Source organism: Okeania sp. SIO2C9 (genome assembly GCF_010672455.1).
Lineage (GTDB): Bacteria > Cyanobacteriota > Cyanobacteriia > Cyanobacteriales > Microcoleaceae > Okeania.
In genome coordinates this window covers 361,519-381,961 of record NZ_JAAHGO010000003.1, presented here as the reverse complement: position 1 = coordinate 381,961, position 20,443 = coordinate 361,519, and the positions used below count along the sequence as shown (strand labels likewise).

General features: G+C 31.9%; 13 protein-coding genes. 7 read left to right on the top strand and 6 right to left on the bottom strand.

All coding sequences use genetic code 11. From position 1 onward, the window contains the following. Nucleotides 1-182 precede the first annotated feature (182 nt). Nucleotides 183-530 (bottom strand): hypothetical protein, encoded by a 348-nt coding sequence (locus F6K23_RS03850; protein ID WP_293150801.1) that lies wholly within the window; start codon nucleotides 528-530, stop codon nucleotides 183-185. A gap of 3 nt (nucleotides 531-533) precedes the next feature. Then, entirely contained in the window at nucleotides 534-1,433 is a 900-nt protein-coding gene (locus F6K23_RS03845) for an ATP-binding protein (RefSeq protein ID WP_293150799.1), read from the bottom strand. A gap of 629 nt (nucleotides 1,434-2,062) precedes the next feature. Here F6K23_RS03845 and F6K23_RS03840 point away from each other — a divergent pair. From F6K23_RS03840 to F6K23_RS03820, 5 genes are all read left to right on the top strand, one after another. Beyond that, the gene (locus F6K23_RS03840) at nucleotides 2,063-2,521 is read left to right on the top strand and encodes a hypothetical protein (RefSeq protein WP_293150797.1); all 459 of its coding nucleotides are present in this window, start codon (nucleotides 2,063-2,065) and stop codon (nucleotides 2,519-2,521) included. A gap of 188 nt (nucleotides 2,522-2,709) precedes the next feature. After that, nucleotides 2,710-4,143: an ATP-binding protein gene (locus tag F6K23_RS03835; RefSeq protein ID WP_293150795.1), complete on the top strand. Its 1,434-nt coding sequence runs from the start codon at nucleotides 2,710-2,712 to the stop codon at nucleotides 4,141-4,143. An 880-nt stretch (nucleotides 4,144-5,023) separates the two neighbouring features. After that, nucleotides 5,024-5,524, top strand: coding sequence for an ATP-binding protein (locus F6K23_RS03830; RefSeq protein WP_293150793.1), 501 nt, complete (start codon nucleotides 5,024-5,026; stop codon nucleotides 5,522-5,524). A 950-nt stretch (nucleotides 5,525-6,474) separates the two neighbouring features. After that, nucleotides 6,475-6,600, top strand: coding sequence for a hypothetical protein (locus F6K23_RS03825; protein WP_293150759.1), 126 nt, complete (start codon nucleotides 6,475-6,477; stop codon nucleotides 6,598-6,600). Between the two features lie 1,939 nt (nucleotides 6,601-8,539). Beyond that, nucleotides 8,540-10,291, top strand: a complete 1,752-nt coding sequence (locus F6K23_RS03820) for an NAD+ synthase (protein WP_293150756.1) — start codon at nucleotides 8,540-8,542, stop codon at nucleotides 10,289-10,291. Between the two features lie 1,370 nt (nucleotides 10,292-11,661). Here the strand turns inward: F6K23_RS03820 and F6K23_RS03815 are convergent. Beyond that, nucleotides 11,662-12,495, bottom strand: a complete 834-nt coding sequence (locus tag F6K23_RS03815; RefSeq protein ID WP_293150753.1) for an urease accessory protein UreD — start codon at nucleotides 12,493-12,495, stop codon at nucleotides 11,662-11,664. A gap of 438 nt (nucleotides 12,496-12,933) precedes the next feature. On the opposite strand from F6K23_RS03815, the gene F6K23_RS03810 reads away from it, so the two are divergent. Beyond that, nucleotides 12,934-14,193, top strand: a complete 1,260-nt coding sequence (locus F6K23_RS03810) for a transposase (RefSeq protein WP_293150750.1) — start codon at nucleotides 12,934-12,936, stop codon at nucleotides 14,191-14,193. Between the two features lie 480 nt (nucleotides 14,194-14,673). Here the strand turns inward: F6K23_RS03810 and F6K23_RS03805 are convergent, their stop codons facing one another. Both F6K23_RS03805 and F6K23_RS03800 read right to left on the bottom strand, forming a co-directional pair. Further along, on the bottom strand, nucleotides 14,674-15,123 hold the full coding sequence (locus tag F6K23_RS03805; protein ID WP_293150747.1) for a secondary thiamine-phosphate synthase enzyme YjbQ: 450 nt from the start codon (nucleotides 15,121-15,123) through the stop codon (nucleotides 14,674-14,676). Nucleotides 15,124-15,366: 243 nt separating this feature from the next. After that, nucleotides 15,367-16,329, bottom strand: a complete 963-nt coding sequence (locus F6K23_RS03800; RefSeq protein ID WP_293150744.1) for an NAD(P)-dependent alcohol dehydrogenase — start codon at nucleotides 16,327-16,329, stop codon at nucleotides 15,367-15,369. A gap of 548 nt (nucleotides 16,330-16,877) precedes the next feature. Here F6K23_RS03800 and F6K23_RS03795 point away from each other — a divergent pair. Further along, nucleotides 16,878-17,369 carry a hypothetical protein gene (locus tag F6K23_RS03795; protein WP_293150741.1) on the top strand — a complete coding sequence of 164 codons (492 nt, stop codon included), beginning with the start codon at nucleotides 16,878-16,880 and terminating at the stop codon, nucleotides 17,367-17,369. Nucleotides 17,370-17,887: 518 nt separating this feature from the next. On the opposite strand, the gene F6K23_RS03790 is transcribed toward F6K23_RS03795, so the two are convergent. Further along, a complete protein-coding gene (locus F6K23_RS03790) occupies nucleotides 17,888-19,201 on the bottom strand; it encodes a nucleoside recognition domain-containing protein (RefSeq protein WP_293150738.1) in 1,314 nt (437 codons plus the stop codon). Between the last annotated feature and the right edge of the window lie 1,242 nt (nucleotides 19,202-20,443).

The following is a 20,443-nucleotide window of genomic DNA, read 5'->3' as shown; positions in this document are numbered from 1 at the left end:
AAGTCTCTTGTAATAACGTTTGCTTTCCCTAATTAAATCAACAAAAATACTATTTTCTGCTTCTGTCATTTTTACCTTATTTATAATTGTCAAGTAAGAATTGTTGATTTGTTTGAGGATAACTTCTCGTTCTTTTTGAGAAGTATCCTTGTCTGAAATTTGTTTGAGTTTCAGTTCTGATTTTAAGAAGTAGATCCTCGAAGGATTTGTAACTTTTCTTGTTCGTAAAGTGGCTCTTTCATATCTTCAGGAATATCAATCTCAGCAATTTCTTTTTGTTCATACAGTATTCCTCTATTTTTGTTAATTTTATTTCTCACATAAATTTCAACTCTCTTGTAAAAACGTTTGTTTTCTTTAACTAAATAAACCATAGCTTCAGAAAGTACATCAATAGTCTTATCAATCGAATCTAGTAGATTTTTTGTGACACGGGTTAACCAAGCTTTAATATCATCCCAAAAGTGACCAACAGCAGCACCAAGTAAAAAGGTACCACCTATAACAACTGCCCAAGTTATAGGTTCCATAATTTATTCCTCCTTTAAATTTGAATTGTTTCCGTTTTCTACCACAACTGTTTCTGTTAAATTAATTTTTTTGTGACGCAGTTTGATAGTTTTATATTTGTCTATCTCTTCCTTGAGAATTTTTTCATCAATAGCTTTAACTTTACCAACTAGCAATTTTAATCCGAGTTTAATTGTGATGTTTCTAATATCTCCACCACATAATCCTTCACTAATTTCAGCCGCTCTTTCATAAGTGATATTTCTAGGAATTTTTTCAGATATATGAAATTGCCAAAGTTGAGTTCTCATTTCTATATCTGGTACGGGAAATTCAACGTTAAAAATTATTCTCCTTAAAAAAGCCTCATCATAATTTTCAAATAAGTTTGTAGCAAATATAATTACCCCATTAAACTTATCCATCAATGTTAATAAGGTACTTTTGGCAGAGTTCACACCATAATCTGCTGCTTGAGATAAGTTGGAAATTCTCTTACTTAATACGGCATCTGCTTCATCAAAAAATAATAAGCTCTGATTTTCTTCAGCTATTCGGAAAATTTTTGATAAATTCTTAGATGTACCACCTACTAATTCAGATTCTAATTCTCCATAATTAACCTTAATAATCTGAGTTCCTAATTTTTGGGCGATGGCTTCAGCAGTAATACTTTTTCCTGTGCCTGGTAATCCAAAAAAATTGATACTTAAACCATTTCCTGTTTTGAGAAAACGATTAAATTCCCATTCAAGTAACAATTTTTCCCGATTTTTTACATAAGCAATCATTTCTTGGATTTGCTCAATTGTAGTTTTTGACAAGGCTATTTCTTCTAACGTCCATTTCGGTGTTTCTAGTAAATTGCTTACTTCATCTTTGGCATTAGAATTTTTTTTCTCCTTGACTATTTCAAATTTCATGGTTTGATTTTCCGTTGGCTTTCTTTTGCCATTGCTAGAGATTTTTTATACCAGTAAACAATTTTATCCTAAGAAAAAATTACCCTTGGTTGCCGTATGAAAAGTATGAAGTTTATCCATTTTATAAAAGTAGGAAAATTAGGATAAGTATGGTACTTTTAAAAATAATGTAGTTTTGACACAAAGTCAGCTTTGGTGGAACTATGCAGCAGATTCCAAGTATATGAAGTACAAATATTAACAATTAAATGTTTGTTGTGCGGATATCTTGCTCACTGTAGATACCTCATACTATTTATCAAAAACTTTTCTACACTTTCTTAAATAAGGGAGTAGGGGAGTAGTAAAAATAAGAATAATTAATATTAACTGGTTAATAATCATCAAAAAAGGTTATTCAGTCTGTGTTAATTACTGATTTTGTTTGCTACTAAAGATTGATAGGGAGATGGGGGAATAGGGAGATGGGGTGATTCGTATATTTGCACAATTTTTTAGATTTCATATTAGTTTTGAATTTAAGTCCGTTCCCCTCGGACTATATTCCTAAAATTTCAAAGCTTTTCTAAAAGGAATTCAGCAATTTAGGTAAATGGTCTATTAGAAACGGATTGAATGTTAATTGATTTATGAATAGTACGGAAGTCTTAGAATTAGTAGATGATTTAATCTTTGCTAAAACCGGAAAACATTTAGAAGATTTACAAAAAGATGTGTTAAAAGGCACTATAGAGGGTAAGACATATTCAGACATTGCTGAAGATAGTGGTTTTAGTGAAAGTCATGTCAAAAATGTCGGGCAAGAATTATGGAATCTTCTCTCATTAATATTAGGTGAAAAAATTAGCAAGACTAATTTTAAAGGTATATGTGAAAAGATAAAAAGACAGAATTTTTCATCAGCTATTATTTTAGGAAATTGTCATACTAATCTGACAGCTAATAATATTAGTATTTTTCCAGATAGAGAGCGATATTGCTCCGCAACGCTTACGCGAACGCCTACTTATTTAGAAAATTCCCAAGAAATTAAAAATCAACCACAACTAGATTTAAAAGTACGAATTTTGTTTGCTACTAAAGATTGATAGGGAGATGGGGGAATAGGGAGATGGGGTGATTCGTATATTTGCACAATTTTTTAGATTTCATATTAGTTTTGAATTTAAGTCCGTTCCCCTCGGACTATATTCCTAAAATTTCAAAGCTTTTCTAAAAGGAATTCAGCAATTTAGGTAAATGGTCTATTAGAAACGGATTGAATGTTAATTGATTTATGAATAGTACGGAAGTCTTAGAATTAGTAGATGATTTAATCTTTGCTAAAACCGGAAAACATTTAGAAGATTTACAAAAAGATGTGTTAAAAGGCACTATAGAGGGTAAGACATATTCAGACATTGCTGAAGATAGTGGTTTTAGTGAAAGTCATGTCAAAAATGTCGGGCAAGAATTATGGAATCTTCTCTCATTAATATTAGGTGAAAAAATTAGCAAGACTAATTTTAAAGGTATATGTGAAAAGATAAAAAGACAGAATTTTTCATCAGCTATTATTTTAGGAAATTGTCATACTAATCCCACAGCTAATACTAATAATATTAATATTTTTCCAGTTAATATTTTTCCAGATAGAGAGCGATATTGCTCCGCAACGCTTACGCGATCGCCTACTTATTTAGAAAATTCCCAAGAATCTAAAAATCAACCACAACTATATTTAGCTGAAGCACCAAAAATTTTCAACTTCTATGATCGCTCTTCGGAACTAACAACTTTGGAAAACTGGATATTAAAAGATTCATCTCGTCTCATTGCACTTTTAGGAATTAGTGGAATAGGCAAAACAACCCTAACACTTCAATTAATTAAACAAATAAAAACTAATTTTAATTACATCATTTATCGGAGTCTGCGCTTTTCCCCCACCCTTGATGAAACTCTTACCAAACTATTAAAAAAATTTCCCCAAGAAGCAGATATTTCCCAAAATATTGAAACCAAAATATCTCAACTACTCAACTACCTAAATCAATATCGTTGTTTGATTATTCTTGATGACCTACAAATGCTTTTTTGTAGTGGAAAAATTGCAGGTCAATATCAAACCGAATCTGAAAATTACCAGATATTTTTTCAGCTTATTGCCGAAATGAACCATCAAAGTTGCTTAATATTAAACAGTAGAGAAAAACCCATAGAAATAGCTCAACTAGAAACAAAAAATAATTCTGTGCGATCGCTGATTTTAAGTAACTTAGGATTAGGAGCAAAACAAATTCTGGATAACCATAAATTATCAGACGAAGAAACTTGGGAAAACTTAATTGATATCTATCAAGGCAACCCTCGTTGGATAGAATTTACTGCCACTATGATTCAAGAATTATTTGACAGTAGTGTTGCTAAATTTTTGCAATGGGAAAAAGTAATTTTAAGCGAATCTCTAGTAGCAGAATTAGATAAAATTTTCCCACGAATAACTCAGAATGAGCAAACAATCATAATTCAACTTGCTCAAGAAAATCAACCTGTTACCTTGCATCAAATTGACAAAACTGTGGAGTTATCCACATCAGACTTATTGAATTCTATACAGTCACTAAAAAGACGATTATTATTAGATATCAAACAAGAAGATAAGACTACTTATTTTAGTTTAAATCCAGTTTTGAAACAGTATGTTATATGGAAGGAAGAGGAAAGGTAATTTCAGTTATCAGTTATCAGTTATCAGTACCTCCGATTTTAGTCAGAGGTTTGAAATATGTATGGTGAATATTTTTTTCATCCCCTTAATACCATATTTTGTTGAGCAGGGGAGTAGGGGAGTAGGTAGGGACGTTGCATGCAACGTCCCTACAGGGAGAAGTAAAAAGTAAGAATAATTAACATTAACTAGGCTATTATTAGCAAAAAGGTGATTATAGCTGTTTTGATTAATTAATAACTGAAGTTTTACCCAAGTATAGCGTTACTTTTAGGAATTGGTATAAAAGGGGAAGCTTTTAACCTCATTTTTTGGTAATAATTTAGTGTTTGGTAAATAATTCTGTGTATATCAATCCGAAAATAGGTTGTAATATTTTATCTATAGCAATTCCCAAGAAGAGTGAGGTAAAAAATTCGTTGGTCTTAGAGAATAGGGAATAGTAGAATGTTTTAAGCACAGTAGTTTATCTACTTAAAAACCCCTATAAACAAATAATTCTATTAAAAATAGTGGGGTAAGTCATTATATCAAATCTGGGAAATTAGACATAAAAAAAATTCTCCAATCGTCATAACTATTAAATCTTTATGATTCTCTCTGCTCCTGACTCCTGACTTCTAAAGACTTAACCATTCTATAACTGTTTAACCAGATTTGATATTAAGTATCAATATAATTTATATAGCAATCAGGAATCAGATGTGAGAATTGAGGTGTTCCTTTAAAGAATAGAATATAGCAGTTATCTTATTCTTATGTATTCCCTATTCCCTATTCCCTATTCCCTATTCCCTATTCCCTATTCCCTCCATACCTAAAACAACAGTCTCCAATATCTCACAACTAAAATCATATTGCTATAGTATTAGAGAAAATAATGGATAAAGATACAACATTACATTTTTTTTGTGGAAAAATGGCTGCTGGAAAATCCACTTTAGCAAAACATTTATCAGAGAAACACAATGCTATTCTTTTAGGAGAAGACAATTGGCTTTCTCAACTTTATCCAGAGGAAATAACTGATATTCCTGGGTATATAAAATATTCGAGTCGTCTGAAAAATATAATGTCAGAACATATTAAGTTACTACTTTCTCATGGTATATCTGTAGTGCTAGATTTTCCCGGAAATACCCCAAATCAACGTAATTGGTTTCGTGCTATTTTTGAACAGGTAAATGTGTCACATATTCTTCACTTCATTGATGCAAGTGATGAAATTTGTAAACGTCAACTAAAAGAAAGAAGCAAAGATAAATTGAATGGAGCACCATTTACTTCAGAGGAAGAGTTTGATGCTATTACTAAATATTTTCAGCCTCCATTAGAAAGTGAAGGATTTAATTTAATTAGGTATGAAAGAAAAAATATTTAGGGTTTGCTAGTCTTTTCGTAGGAGACAGGAGACAGGAGACAGGAGACAGGAGAAATGGGAATTATAGAGGAGGTAGAAGTAAGAATTGTAAGAATGTTTTTTCTGCCCAACTATGCGCCTAAAATACTAACTTTTTGAGCGTTTTAGACTGAAACAAGCGCACTTTTTTTAACCTCAAAAAGGCTGATTTTGTAAGCATTCAGCTGTCAGCCATCAGTCATTAGTTATTCCTTTTAGTGTACGATAAAAGCTTTATTAATTATCTTACTACATAAAATTGGCTCCCTTGCCCTTAAAGTCTATATTAGTTTAAACGCTGTCCTTAAGAAGAGAGTCTTGTTGCTGAGAGCTGACAGCTAATAGCTGTTTGCGCAGCAGTCCGCAGGAAATGCTTACCTAATTTTTGTATATGTCAATGCTTTTATATTTAATAAGCAAACCCTATTTAAAAATTAGCTCAAGCTGAAAATTAAGGGTGCATTTCAATTTTGAATAAAGCCATAATTTTTTGGCTTTTAGGGAACAGGGAACAGACAACAGGGAATAGCGAATATATAGGAAAAAAGTATTTTTGCAAATATTTGATATGCACCCAAAATCAACAAAAAAGGGGGAATGGCTACAGTTAGTTATCCCAAGCAAGCATTAAAACTTAAAGGTAATCAAATTAGAGTACCACTAGGTAATACTTGTAAGCGCTGGTTTAGTCTAGATTGCTTTTATATTCCTATGCCGAGTAATCTCGAATTTTTATCTGTTAAAGAACTGAGAATATTACCGAGAAATAGGTGCTTTTATTGGGAAGGGTGTCTATGAAAAAGAAATAGTAGTTAAACCTCAATTAAACCAAGACAATATATTAGGGATAGACCATGGTGTAAATAATTGGTTGACCTGTTTATCGAATGTAGGTACTAGCGCGGGTTTTAGATGGTAAACATCTCAAATCAATGAATCGTTGGTACAACAAACAGATATCAAATATTAAAGAAAATAAACCGAATGGATTTTGGTCAAATAAACTAGCTGCTATTACAGAAAAGCGTAACCGCCAAATTCGATTTGGGTATAAATAAAGCAGTCAGAATAGTCATTTTAGAATCCCTGTGACTTGAGTCCGGGGAGTAGTCAATTCCATTTTGATATCCTGATAAAAATGACAGGATTAATCATAGTTTATGTAAGGAGAAAGAAGCAAGAATCAGCAGGAGAAAAATAATGCAATAAACAGAAAAGTTTAAAATTGTGGCTGAGAAGGAGCTGTGGAGATTCAAGAAGTTAGTAATGTCTATCATTGCTGCTGTTAATTTATTCTTTTTTCTTGCTGATTATTTTTTCCTTGATAAATAGAAAAGCTTGAATTTTTGAGATACTCAATATCTATTTTTATTCTCAAAACCAGGGAATATTTATGTCGCTCGTTACTTCTGTTGATTTGTTCTTTTTTTTTACCGATAATCTTTTCCTTCATTACTGTGATAGATTGATTATTCTTCCTTCCTAATTTGATTTTCCTGGTGATTTTATAGTTAGCATGAGATAAATTCTGGGAAATAATGCAGCAAACAGAAAAATTGAAAATTTTACCTGAGAAGGAACAATGGCAATTAGATAAGTCATTAATCTCACTTCTTACTTCTGTTAATTTCTTCTTCTTTCTTGCTGATTCCCTATTCCTATATAATTAGTATCAGATAAATCCTGGAAAATAATACAGCAAACAGAAAAACTTGAAATTTTGAGTACTCAAGAGCTATTTTAATTCTCAAAACCAGGGAATATATATCATTACTGTGATAGATGGATTATTCTTCCTTCCTGATTTAATTTTCTTGGTTATTTTCTAGTTAATATGAGATAAATTCTGGGAAATAATACAGCAAACAGAAAAATTGAAAATTTTGGTACAGAAGAAATTATGGAAATTATAGAAGTTAGTAATATCCTTGGTTACTTCTGTTAATTTATTTTTTTCTTGCTGATTCCCTATTCCTATATAATTAGTATCAGATAAATCCTGGAAAAGAATAGGGAATATCTATCATTGCTGTGATAGATTGATTATTCTTCCTTCCTAATTTGATTTTCCTGGTGATTTTATAGTTAGCATGAGGTAAATTTTGGGAAATAATGCAGCAAACAGAAAAATTGAAAATTTTACCTGAGAAGGAACAATAGCAATTAGATAAGTCATTAATCTCACTTCTTACTTCTGTTAATTTCTTCTTCTTTCTTGCTGATTCCCTATTCCTATATAATTAGTATCAGATAAATCCTGGAAAATAATACAGCAAACAGAAAAACTTGAAATTTTGAGTACTCAAGAGTTATTTTAATTCTCAAAACCAGGAAATATCTATCATTACTGTGATAGATTGATGATTCTTCCTTCCTAATTTGATTTTCCTGGTGATTTTATAGTTAGCATGAGATAAATTTTGGGAAATAATGTAGCAAACAGAAAAATTGAAAATTTTACCTGAGAAGGAACAATAGCAATTAGATAAGTCATTAATCTCACTTCTTACTTCTGTTAATTTCTTCTTCTTTCTTGCTGATTCCCTATTCCTATATAATTAGTATCAGATAAATCCTGGAAAATAATACAGCAAACAGAAAAACTTGAAATTTTGAGTACTCAAGAGTTATTTTAATTCTCAAAACCAGGAAATATCTATCACAGTAATGATAGATTGATGATTATTCCTTCCTTATGTCCTTTTCCTAATTGGTATGAGATAAATTATTCAAAATAATGCAACAAACAGAAAAAATGAAAATTTTACCTGAGAAAAATCTGTGACAATTCGAGAAGTTAGTAATGTCTATCATTGCTCATGTTAATTTCTTCTTCCCTGTTCCCTCTTCCTTCTTCCTTTCTAATTAAAATTAGACAAGTTATTCAAAAGAATACAACAATTATAAAAATCTGTGACAATTCGAGAAGTTAGTAATGTCTATCATTGCTTCTTCCTTTTTCCTTCTTCCCTCTTCCTTCTTACTTTCTTAATCATAATGAAAATCGCCATCGCACAACTTAATCCCACTATTGGTGATATTACAGGCAATGCCAAATTAATTTTAGAAGCTGCACAAAAAGCTGAAAATTTAGATGCCAAATTGATGATTACTTCAGAATTATCTCTAATAGGTTATCCACCACGAGATTTATTAATTTATCCTAGTTTAATTGAAGCTGCTGCTACAGAGTTAGAAAAGTTAGCCAAAAATTTACCATCAGAAATAGCAGTTTTAGTAGGAACTGTAACTTTTAATTCTCAAGCTAATGAAACAGGAGGAAAATCATTATTTAATACTGCTGCTTTATTAGGTAATGGAAAAGTTAAACAAATCTTTCATAAAAGGCTTTTGCCTACTTATGATGTATTTGATGAACAACGATATTTTGAGCCTGGTAAAACTAGCGATTTTTTTACATTAGAACTTCCTGGAAAAAACTCAGAATCTTTAGTGAAAATTGGTGTGACTATTTGCGAAGATTTATGGAATGATGCCGAATTTTGGGGAAGGCGAAATTATACTTGTGATCCAATAAAAGAATTAGCAGAAAATCAAGTTTATTTTGTTGTAAATATGTCTGCTTCTCCATATAGAGTAGGAAAGCAAAAATTGCGAGAGGCAATGTTAGAACATAGTACTAATCGTTATCAAATACCAATTATTTATGTAAATCAGGTAGGTGGTAATGACGATTTAATTTTTGATGGTTGTAGTGTGGTTTTTAATAAGATTGGTAATGCCATATATCGTGCTAGTGCTTTTGCAGAAAATTTGGCAGTTGTTGAATTTAATCCAGCAAAAAAAGATTTGATAGTGACTAATTTTGAAAGTGTATATTTAGCAGAAAGTGAGGATGAAGAAATTTGGTCTGCTTTAGTCTTAGGGGTAAAAGATTATCTGCGTAAGTGTGGTTTTTCTAAAGTTGTTCTTGGTTTAAGTGGGGGAATAGATTCAGCTTTAGTCGCAGCGATCGCTACTGCTGCTTTAGGTAAAGAAAATGTTTTTACTATTTTGATGCCTTCTCCTTACAGTTCGGATCATTCTGTTAAAGATGCTTTGGAATTAGCGAAAAATTTAGGTATTGCTAAACAAGTTATTCCTATTGGGGATTTAATGAAAAGTTATGACAATAGTTTGCAAGATTTATTTACAGGTACAAATTTTGGCATTGCTGAGGAGAATATTCAATCTCGGATTCGTGGCAATTTATTAATGGCAATTTCTAATAAGTTTGGTCATTTGCTTTTATCCACTGGTAATAAGTCAGAAATGGCGGTTGGTTATTGCACTCTTTATGGTGATATGAATGGTGGATTAGCAGTAATTTCTGATGTGCCGAAAACTCGTGTTTATTCTCTGTGTCGGTGGTTGAATCAACAGGCAGTTAATAATAATCAAAATTTCTATGGAGCTGAAAATTTACTAATTACTGAACAGCAAAATATTATTCCAGAAAATATTCTGACTAAAGCTCCTAGTGCTGAGTTGAAAGAAAATCAAAAAGATGAGGACTCTTTACCATCTTATGAAGTTTTGGATGATATTTTATACCGCTTAGTAGAAAAGTGTGAGTCTTTGGCAGAAATTATTGCAGCAGGACATGATTCAGAGGTAGTAAATAAGGTTATAAAGTTAGTGATGCGGGCAGAATTTAAACGTAGACAAGCACCCCCTGGGTTGAAAATTAGCGATCGAGCTTTTGGCACTGGTTGGCGGATGCCTATTGCTAAGAAAAGTTCTTGGTAGATTTGAGGTTGTGAGTTTTCAACTTTGGCTAAAAGTTAATCTCTGCTCTGACAAATAGCTGCTAAAATGCAATGAAAAAGTTATGCTCATCTTTATTGAGCTAAAAAATCATTCTGAACGCTACCAGAAAATACAAGAGATGACAATCAATCTCAACCCTCAAATATTGGAAAACTCATTTGAGTAAAAGTTAATCTCTACTCTGACAAATAGCTGCTAAAATGCAATGAAAAAGTTATGCTTATGTTTATTGAGCTAAAAAATCATTCTGAACGCCACCAGAAAATACAAGAGATGACAATCAATCTCAACCCTCAAATATTGGAAAATTCATTTGAGTAAAAGTTAATCTCTACTCTGACAAATGGCTGCTAAAATGCAATGAAGAAGTTATGCTTATGTTTATTGAGCTAAAAAATCATTCTGAACGCCACCAGAAAACAAGACTCAGGGGATGCCATTAATCAAGTCAGAAGTTAGAAGTTATTTTTGTCACGGGGATTTTGAGCAACCCTCCAAAAATATTACGCGAATCAAGGCGGAGTTAAAGACCCAATTATTTCGATCAATTTCCGGCTTAAATATTTGGAAACTCATTTGAGTAAAAGTTAATCTCTGCTCTAGATTTCTACGAGCAAAGCAAAGGATTTTAGCAATGTTTTATGAAGTTGGTATAACAATAAGGAAAATTGTTCGCCGATTTTAGTAGATATCAAAAAACAGCTAAATTACCAAATAAACATTTTTTCAGGAATTGAGTTGAATATTAATTCCGACCAAAATTTAAATAGCTTTTGTAATTGTATTGTGAGTCGTTCCACAATATAACTTGTAATTAAAGCAGTATTTGTTGTCCTACTAGAAGCAAAGAACGATAATCAAAAAAATGTTGAATTTTTAGCAAATATCTATCCAAACAGTATTATACCAATTTGATAAATGCTTGTTACAAATGGTAGGGACGTTGCATGCAACGTCCGTACGAAAGAAGGAAGAGGAAAGAAGGAAGAAGGGATAAATATTTAAAAAAATGGAAAAACAATATAAATAACTATCTCAAATGAACTGGACTAGCTATTTTTAAGCATATTCGAGCAAGGTCTACCTTTTTGTAGCATTCTTTTTTCATGCTTGGTATTACTTATTCTTAACTAAGGTAAGCATAGTATTCAACATTTTCGTTTGTCATGCTACCCTTGCCAGATGCATAAACATACAGAAGTTACTAAGGTTAGTTTGTTACCTTTTTCTTTCCTACGGAATGCCGCATAAAAATAATTTTGAATTCTCCTTCTAAGATAATAAGTTAATAGCTGAATGCTAACTGCTGACTGCTGTTTACGCAGCATTCCCCAGGAAATGCTTACTAATTAAGACCAAACTCGCGGAGAACAACTAGGTCTTTTTAAATAAAAAATACGGAGATAATGCCAAACTAAATTAAACCAATTTTTCACATTAATTATTGACTTCCCACAATAGCGACAAATCATCCCTTTAGGAATACGAGTAACACCTGTTTCACCAGACATATCAATACCTAAACTTTGCCACAAGTCACGAGTTTTTGTAACTACCTCTGCTGTAACAGGTTGCCCAACAAAAATGAAAGTTCCAACTACAGAATTATCAGCTAAACCCAAGAGACTATTAACCATTTCCGACCCACCTTTTAACCATTGTCTATCTATCCAGATCGGATAATTTTCTTGCCAAACCTCAGTATACGAACGCCAATTTCCTGTTAAAAATTTCTCTCCCCTAGCACTCCTGCCAAATCTAATAATTTCCCAACTCATCCAACTTGCTTCTACTCCTAAATGTACTTTTAAATCTTGCCGATACTCAGCACCATTAAATAGAATTGTTGGTTGAGGGAACCATTCTAAACAAGACTCACTATCAAGGTTAATACTAATATTTTGTTGAGCAAGTTGACCATTACTGCGATAAATTTTATTAGCAGCAGCAGTAGTAATTAAAGCATGAGTAGTTGGTTGTAATTCGATATTAATAGAAAGGCGATCGCCTCCAACAACACCACCAGCAGTATGTAAAATTACACTATGACAAACTTCATTTCCTTCTGGATAAAAAGGTCTTTGTATTTTTAATGGTGCTTGATTTTTACTTGCCATAATTTGAGTATGATTGTGTTGCTTGCCATAAATTAAATTCAGACTACCGTGCCATTCTTTAGTCATAATTAGGATTTTTTTAGAGACTTTTTATATAGGAGAACCGAAGAAGGAAGAAGGAAAAATCTTACGTTGTCTGAGTTTTAAGCTTTTGATCTTTGCTAACCTTTCCTTCAACTGCTATATCCATCAGAAAAAATAGCTGTTGGGGACTCCCGTTATAATCTGTGATTTAACGGTGAGAGGAAAACAGCGAGCATATAAACTATTTTCCTCTTAAGCTTAATTTTCAGATTTTTCAGCTGACTTTTTAGGCTTAAGTTTTAGTGAATCAATGAAATCACTAATTACCTGGGTCATTGTTTTCTCATTCTCGACTGCATATAATCTTAGCTTATTTAGTCTGTTCTGACTCATCCGTAAGTTTAATCCAGTTTTTTTCATAGTGCCTACACAATATCTGTGCAAAGTATTATAATAAATTCCTGGTCGAAAAAGAAGAAAATGCTCGTAAGTCATTGCTACAAAATTAAGCCAAGTCAAGAGCAAATAACCAAGATAGATAATTGGTTAGAACTTTTGAGAAGACATTACAATTATGGTTTAGCTCAACGATTAGACTGGTTAAACAGAACTAGATGTCAAATAGACCGTTGCTCATTGATTTCATGTCCTATTGGTGAGATTCCAGGCCAACCAAACTATCATTATCAATCGGCTGAATTAAAGCAAACTAAAAAATTATTTCCAGAATACAAAGAGATATATTTTGAAGTACAACAAAATAATCTCAGAAGATTAGACAAGTCTTGGCAGCGTTGGTTAATACCAGATAAAACAGGTAAAAGATTTGGTAGACCAAGGTTTAAAAAGTCAGGCAAGTTAAGGTCATTAAGTTTTAGTAGAGTTAATCATCCTAAAGCTGCAATTAAATTTGATGGAAAACACATAATTATTAGTAGATTTGGTTCTATTCCAGTAATAGTTCATAGACCAATACCAGATGGATTTACTATTAAAACTGCAACTATAACTAAAAAAGCTGATGGTTATTATGTGAGTTTTAGTCTAGAAGATAAATCAGTTCCTAGTTTAATTCCTACAGATAGTATTAAAACTGCTGTAGGAGTAGATGTTGGTTTAAAAGAGTTCTTGACTACTAATACTGGTGAGACTGTTTCTGTTCCTAATTTTTATAGAAAAGCACAATCTAATTTAGTTAGGAAACAAAGGAAAGTATCTAGAAAACAGATTGGTTCTAATAACTGGAAAAAAGCACAGAACAGAATTGCTAGGTTGCATCAACATATCGCTAGACAAAGAGAAGAATTTCACTATAAGACTGCTCATAAATTAGTTAAAAAATATGACTTAATTGCGGTTGAAAACTTAAATATTAGAGGTTTAGCTAGAAATACTAAGCTATCTAAATCAATTTATGATGTTGCTTGGGGAGAATTTATAATAAAACTGAATGCAGTAGCGATAAAACGCGGTGTTCATGTGGTTAAAGTTAATCCTCACAATACTTCTCAAAATTGTAGTAACTGTGCTCAAAAAGTACCTAAAACTTTATCCGTTAGAACTCATTCTTGCCCTAAATGTGGAACAGTTTTAGATAGAGATGAAAATGCTGCAATCAACATTTTAAATAAAGCGTTAAACGAGGTGGGTCTCATCTTGTCTGCTTGTGGAGGCTTAGACTTTAGTCAGCCTGTTAAACAAGAAACTTCTGAAGCTTGGGTTCAATTATCTTTGTTTTAGAAGCTCCCGTTATAATCTCCGATTTAACGGGAGAGAACTTCACAAATATAGAGATAATATTCTCATCATTACTGTGGGATAGTCAATTTTAGTTATAACGAAAAAATGGAGCTTAGTGCCATACCTATGTTGAAAGGATTAAAGCAAAATATTGACTTGAAAAACTTACCCTAATCAATAGTACTTTATGGCAATAAATACTTGTCTCAATCTAAACTGAAATGACTGTAACTCCAAAATTACTGTTAAGTTTTCTAGTTAGCTTTATTTACCCTATTACCAATTATTTAGGGTTTGCTGAAAAAGTATTTTTATAGGAGTCAGGAGTTAAGAGGAATGTAGATTTAAACGAAGAAGTAGAAAAAATAATTTTCAGATATTTTTTAGCCCTTGTTTGCTCAAAGTCCTTACATTTTCCAGTACTTTTTAAGATGGTGAGGTACAGTTCAACATTTATCTCTCTTTCCTACTCCCTACTCCCTATTCCCTAATCCATTCTCCACTAATTTGTACTAATATATTTCGTTTTCTAGGTCCGTCTAATTCAAAAAATAATATTGACTGCCAAGTTCCTAAAGCTAATTTTCCCTCCACAATAGGAATAACTTCACTATTATTTAAAGTCATTGCCATCAGATGAGAATGAGCATTAATAGGTTCATCGGGAGGAACATCTCGCAGATGCAAATCATTATGGAGATATTTGTCAGATTCTGGCGCTAACTTTCTCAGATATACTTTTAGGTCTGTGATTAATCTTTCCTCATTTTCGTTAATAGCTAAAGCTGTAGTTGTATGTTGAGAAAAGACAATTACTTGCCCATTTTTTATACCACTCTCATTTAAGATATCAATAACTTGAGGAGTAAGATTGTATATTTCTATTCCTGGAGCAGTTTCTATTTCTAAAAAATCATTTTTGATCGACATAGTAATGTATTACCGAATAATTAATAATGAATAATGAATAATTAAGAGTTGATAGTTAATAATTAAGAGTTGATAGTTAATAATTATTCATTCAACAATTCAGGTTTAAAACCTTCCCTTTTCAGGGGATACAATCAAACAAAATCTTTTTAGTCAATCCTCTTCTTTTGAGCAGAGGTAATTATTAATTGTTAATTGTTAATTGTTAATTGCTGAACTTATCTATAGTTGTAGTAGAAAAAATTAGTCAACTAAACTTGTTTCTTCAGTTGTAATAGCAATTTTTCCTACAGCATGACCCATTTCACTATAAGCATGAGCTTCTGCTATTTCTTCTAATTTATATGTACGGCCAATAATTGATTTAACTAATCCATCTTCAATGAATTCTCGCAGAGCATTTAAGTCACGAGGGTTTGGTTGGGCAAGAATTAATTTAGATTTTTTGCCAGGCACAAATAACGTTAAGAAAGTAGGAGCTAAATTGTCTACAGTTGGCAGAGTAGATATATAAATTCCCTCTGGTTTCAAGATATTTTCACAACTAGAAAAAGTTTCTTTAGCCACAGCATCAAAAATAATATCATACTGCTCTAATTCTTTAGTAAAATCAATTTGATTATAATCAATAACCCGACTCGCTCCTAAACTTTCTACTAGGGTAATATTGTTACTACTACAAACACCTATTACTTCAGCTTTCATTGCTTTGGCAATTTGTACGGCAAAAATACCAACTCCACCAGAAGCACCATTAATTAATACTTTTTGTCCTGGTCTAATTTGACCTAAATCAAGTAATCCTTGAAAAGCAGTTAAACCTGCAACTGGAACTGTTGCTGCTTGAGAATGAGTCATATTTTTTGGTTTTAATGCTGCAGTATTTGCAGGTAAAGCAATATATTCAGCATAAGCACCTCCTGTTAATGGATTAATAAATGTATAAATTTCATCTCCTGGTTCAAAATTTTCTACTTGTTCTCCTACTTCTAATACGACTCCAGATAAGTCAGAACCTAAAATAATAGGAAAGTTAAAACCTGATAATAATTGTAGTTGCCCTTGTCGAATTTTCCAATCTACAGGATTAACACTTGTAGCGTGAATTTTTACTAATAATTGATTTGGTGTAATTTGAGGTTTATCAATATCTGAATATTCCAAGACATCAATAGAACCATACTGATTAATAGTGACTGCTTTCATAGAGTTTTTATGTAAATTTAGGACTTTAATTAGAATACCAATAATTTTCTTGTTTAGCAAGATACGTTCAATAATTAATAATTAATAATTAATAATTAATAATTACCTCTCCTTGAAAAGAAGAGGATTGATGCGGTAGGGAAATTTTTTTCTTCTCTTGGTCGATGGGATATGGCGAGGAGACCTTTCCCTCCGGGACGCTACGCGTTAACGTATTTTGTAGCCAGAGTAAAGAAGTAAAAAGGAAGAATAAATCAAGGGAAATAATCAGAGATATAGAAAATTCACTGTTTGTAGAATTATAGTCATTTCAGTTGAGATAGATAAAAGGGTTTCTTCCCTAGAAATACATTCAGTCAAAACAGTGTTTCATTGTTATCTGAAATTACTAAATTTGTGAAAATTGCCATGACTTCCTTCAGATTTTACAGCCAGAGTAAAGCAGGGAAAATTATAGCCATTTCAGTTGAGATAGATAAAAGGGTTTCTTCCCTAGAAATACATTCAGTCAAAACAGTGTTTCATTGTTATCTGAAATTACTAAATTTGTGAAAATTGCCCTGACTTCCTTCAGATTTTACAGCCAGAGTAAAGCAGGAAAAAGGAAGAATAAATCAAGGGAAATAATCAGAGATATAGAAAATTCACTGTTTGTAAAATTAGAGTCATTTCAGTGGAGATTGACACCAGAATTTCTTCCCTATAAATATTTCAGCCAACACGGTATTTCATTGTTATATGAAATTACTAAATTTGTGAAAATTGCCATGACTCCCTTCAGATTTTACAGCCAGAGTAAAGCAGGAAAAAGGAAGAATAAATCAAGGGAAATAATCAGAGATATAGAAAATTCGCTGTTTGTAGAATTAGAGTCATTTCAATTGTTATATGAAATTACTAAATTTGTGAAAATTGCCATGACTCCCTTCAGATTTTGTAGCCAGAGTAAAGAAGTAAAAAAGAAGAATAAATCAAGAGGAATAATCATAGATATAGAAAATTCGCTATTTGTAGAATTAGAGTCATTTCATTTTAGATAGAGACAAAGGTTTCTAGTCTGGAAAAATTTTCAGTCTCAACAGTATTTCATTGTGATTTTAAATTACTAAATTTGTGAACATTGCCATGATTCGTTTCAGATTTTGCAGCCAGAATAAATCAAGAAAAGGAAAAAATAAATCAAGGGAAATAATCAGAGATATAGAAAATTCGCTATTTGTATAATTAGAGTCATTTCAGTTTAGATAGAGACAAAGGTTTCTAGTCTGGAAAAATTTTCAGTCTCAACAGTATTTCATTGTGATTTTAAATTACTAAATTTGTGAACATTGCCATGATTCGTTTCAGATTTTGCAGCTAAAATCAAATTGTTGAACTACTTCCTCTTTTATGGAGATGTCTAATATAAGATTAGAAATAAAATTTCAATTGAAATTATCATTTTATTTTGGGTTTAATACCCCGCCGTCTACACGGTGTTGACAATTGATTAGGGTTTGAGTCCCCATCCATTTTTTCTTCCTTGTTCCTTCTTCCTTCTTCAATGCTTGTTTAATCATCAAAACATTATCCGACAAACTACAAGAGAAGCTAAAATTCCTGCCACATCAGCACATAAAGCAGCAGGTAAAGCATATCTAGTTTTTTTAATTCCAACACTACCAAAATAAACAGCCAATACATAAAAAGTAGTTTCAGTAGAACCTTGCATAGTTGATACTAAATAAGAAAGAAAACTATTAGGTTCATTTGTCACTATTTCCGACATAATACCAAAAGCACCACTGCCAGATAAAGGTCTAATCAACGCCATAGGTAGTGCTTCAGTCGGCAGTCCAATTAAATTAGTTATAGGCGATAAAATTACAGCCAAAATATCTAGAGCGCCACTAGCTCTAAACATTCCAATAGCCACAAAAATTGCCACCATAAATGGAATTATTCTGACAGCAACTTCAAATCCTGCTTTTGCTCCTTCTGTCATTTTTTCATAAACTTTAACTCCTCGGAAATAGCCAAAAAGTAGAAAGGAACAAATTAATATTGGCAATAACCAATTAGATAAACTCTCTAGAAAAGCAAAACTAAAAATATAGGTTATGCCTTTGAGATTTAAGCGATAAATTACTGCACCTAAAAAAGCACCGATTAAACTAGCAAAAATTAATTTGCCAATTTTGTTAGGTGGAGTTAATTCAGATTTGTTTGTCTCGCCTTCTAATAAATCATTGCGGTCTAAATCTTCTGAGGAAATAGATTGATTTAAACTAGGCATAGATTGCCGACGTGCGAAAAATTTGGCTGCAAAAATAGCCGTAATTGTAGAACAACAAGTAGCAAAAATTGCAGGTAAAATAACATCTCCAGGATTATTAACACCAGCACTAGCTCGAACAGTTATTACACTAATAGGAATAATCGTAACTGAAGAAGTATTAATAGCTAAAAATAAACACATAGCATCTGTAGCAGTTCCCTTTTCTGGATTTAATTTATCCATTTCTACCATCGCTTTTAAACCCATTGGTGTCGCAGCATTTCCTAACCCTAAAGCATTAGCAGCTATATTCAAAATAATGGCAGACATTGCAGAGTGAGATGCAGGTATATCAGGAAAAAGTTTCACCATTACAGGACGAATTAAACGAGCAATTACAATCATTCCTCCTGCTGCTTCAACTACTTGAATTATGCCTAACCATAATGCCATACTACCAATTAATCCAATGGCTAAAGTAACAGCATTTTTTACAGATTCAAATGATGCTTCAGTTATTTCTGTCATCCTACCGTTATATGCTGCTATAACTGTAGCTGAAACTATCATAAATAGCCAAATATTATTAATTGGTGATACTTGTGATTTATTCATTTAATCTTTAGGGAGTAGGGAGTAGGGAGTAGGGAGTAGGGAGTAGAATAGAAATTAAAGATAGGTATATTTAATTAGTCTAATAAACACTATAAACTCTAACTTTATCTAATAATTAAAATTTCAAGCCTCTCCTTTATTTAAAGGGGAAACAAGACAAAATTTTCCTTTGAGTCAATCCTATCCGTTTTCAAAGAGAGGTAATAATTAATAATTAATTATTAATTGTTGAATACTAGCTTTTATCCCAAATAATTAAAGATATAGCAGAAGGAAGAAGTAAGAGACAAGAAGTAACAAGCAAGAAGGTTTTAGTTATCTAGGAGAGAAGGAAAAATCTTCGTTGTCTGAGTTTTAAAATTACAGCGTATTTTATATTAGCAAGATACACCAGTCGCGGGCAAGATGCCCGCACTACAAACACTTTACCATTCTTAATTTATACCTCATTTACCTGAAATCTGCTGTATATCTCTACGCCCTTTGCTTCAACTGTTATAAGATAAATTATAAATGTGATTATAGCGGTTTTCACAAAGGTTAAACTACAGTAAAAATCATAGATATATCTAAAGTTTAATAAGTCACATAAATAAAACTATTTATGTTAATCAAAACCGCTATAAATAAAAAATGAATCGAAAAAAATCTTATAAAAGATGTAGAAAACTAGGTATTATTTGTCAGTATATTTTTTCTCAAAATCATTTTCATATGACAAAAAAATCAGGCTTCAAGCTTCACCTTTTAAGGATATAAAAAATAAAATCCTGCATTTTCAAAGATCATCTATTGCAGGAGGTATTGATAATTAATAGCTGAATTTACCGACAAATCACTACTTAGGATAAATGCACTTTTTTTTCTGAGCGAATAAATAATTATAGTAGTCGAAAGAAAAGGCGCAGACAGAGTAAAAGCTGAGAACTCAGACAACATAAAATTTTTCCTTCTCTCCTAGATAACTACACAGCTTTTTTCCTAGAAAACTACACAGCTTCTTAATTCTTCCTTCTCCCTTTCAGTACTTAGGAGAAATTCACTTTTTTTTCTGAGCAAATAAATAATTATAGTAGTCTAAGGAAAAGGCGCAGACAGAGTAAAAGCTGAGAACTCAGACAACATAAAATTTTTCCTTCCCTCCTAGATAACTACACAGCTTTTTTCCTAGATAACTACACAGCTTCTTAATTCTTCCTTCTCCCTTTCAGTACTTAGGAGAAATTCACTTTTTTTCTGAGC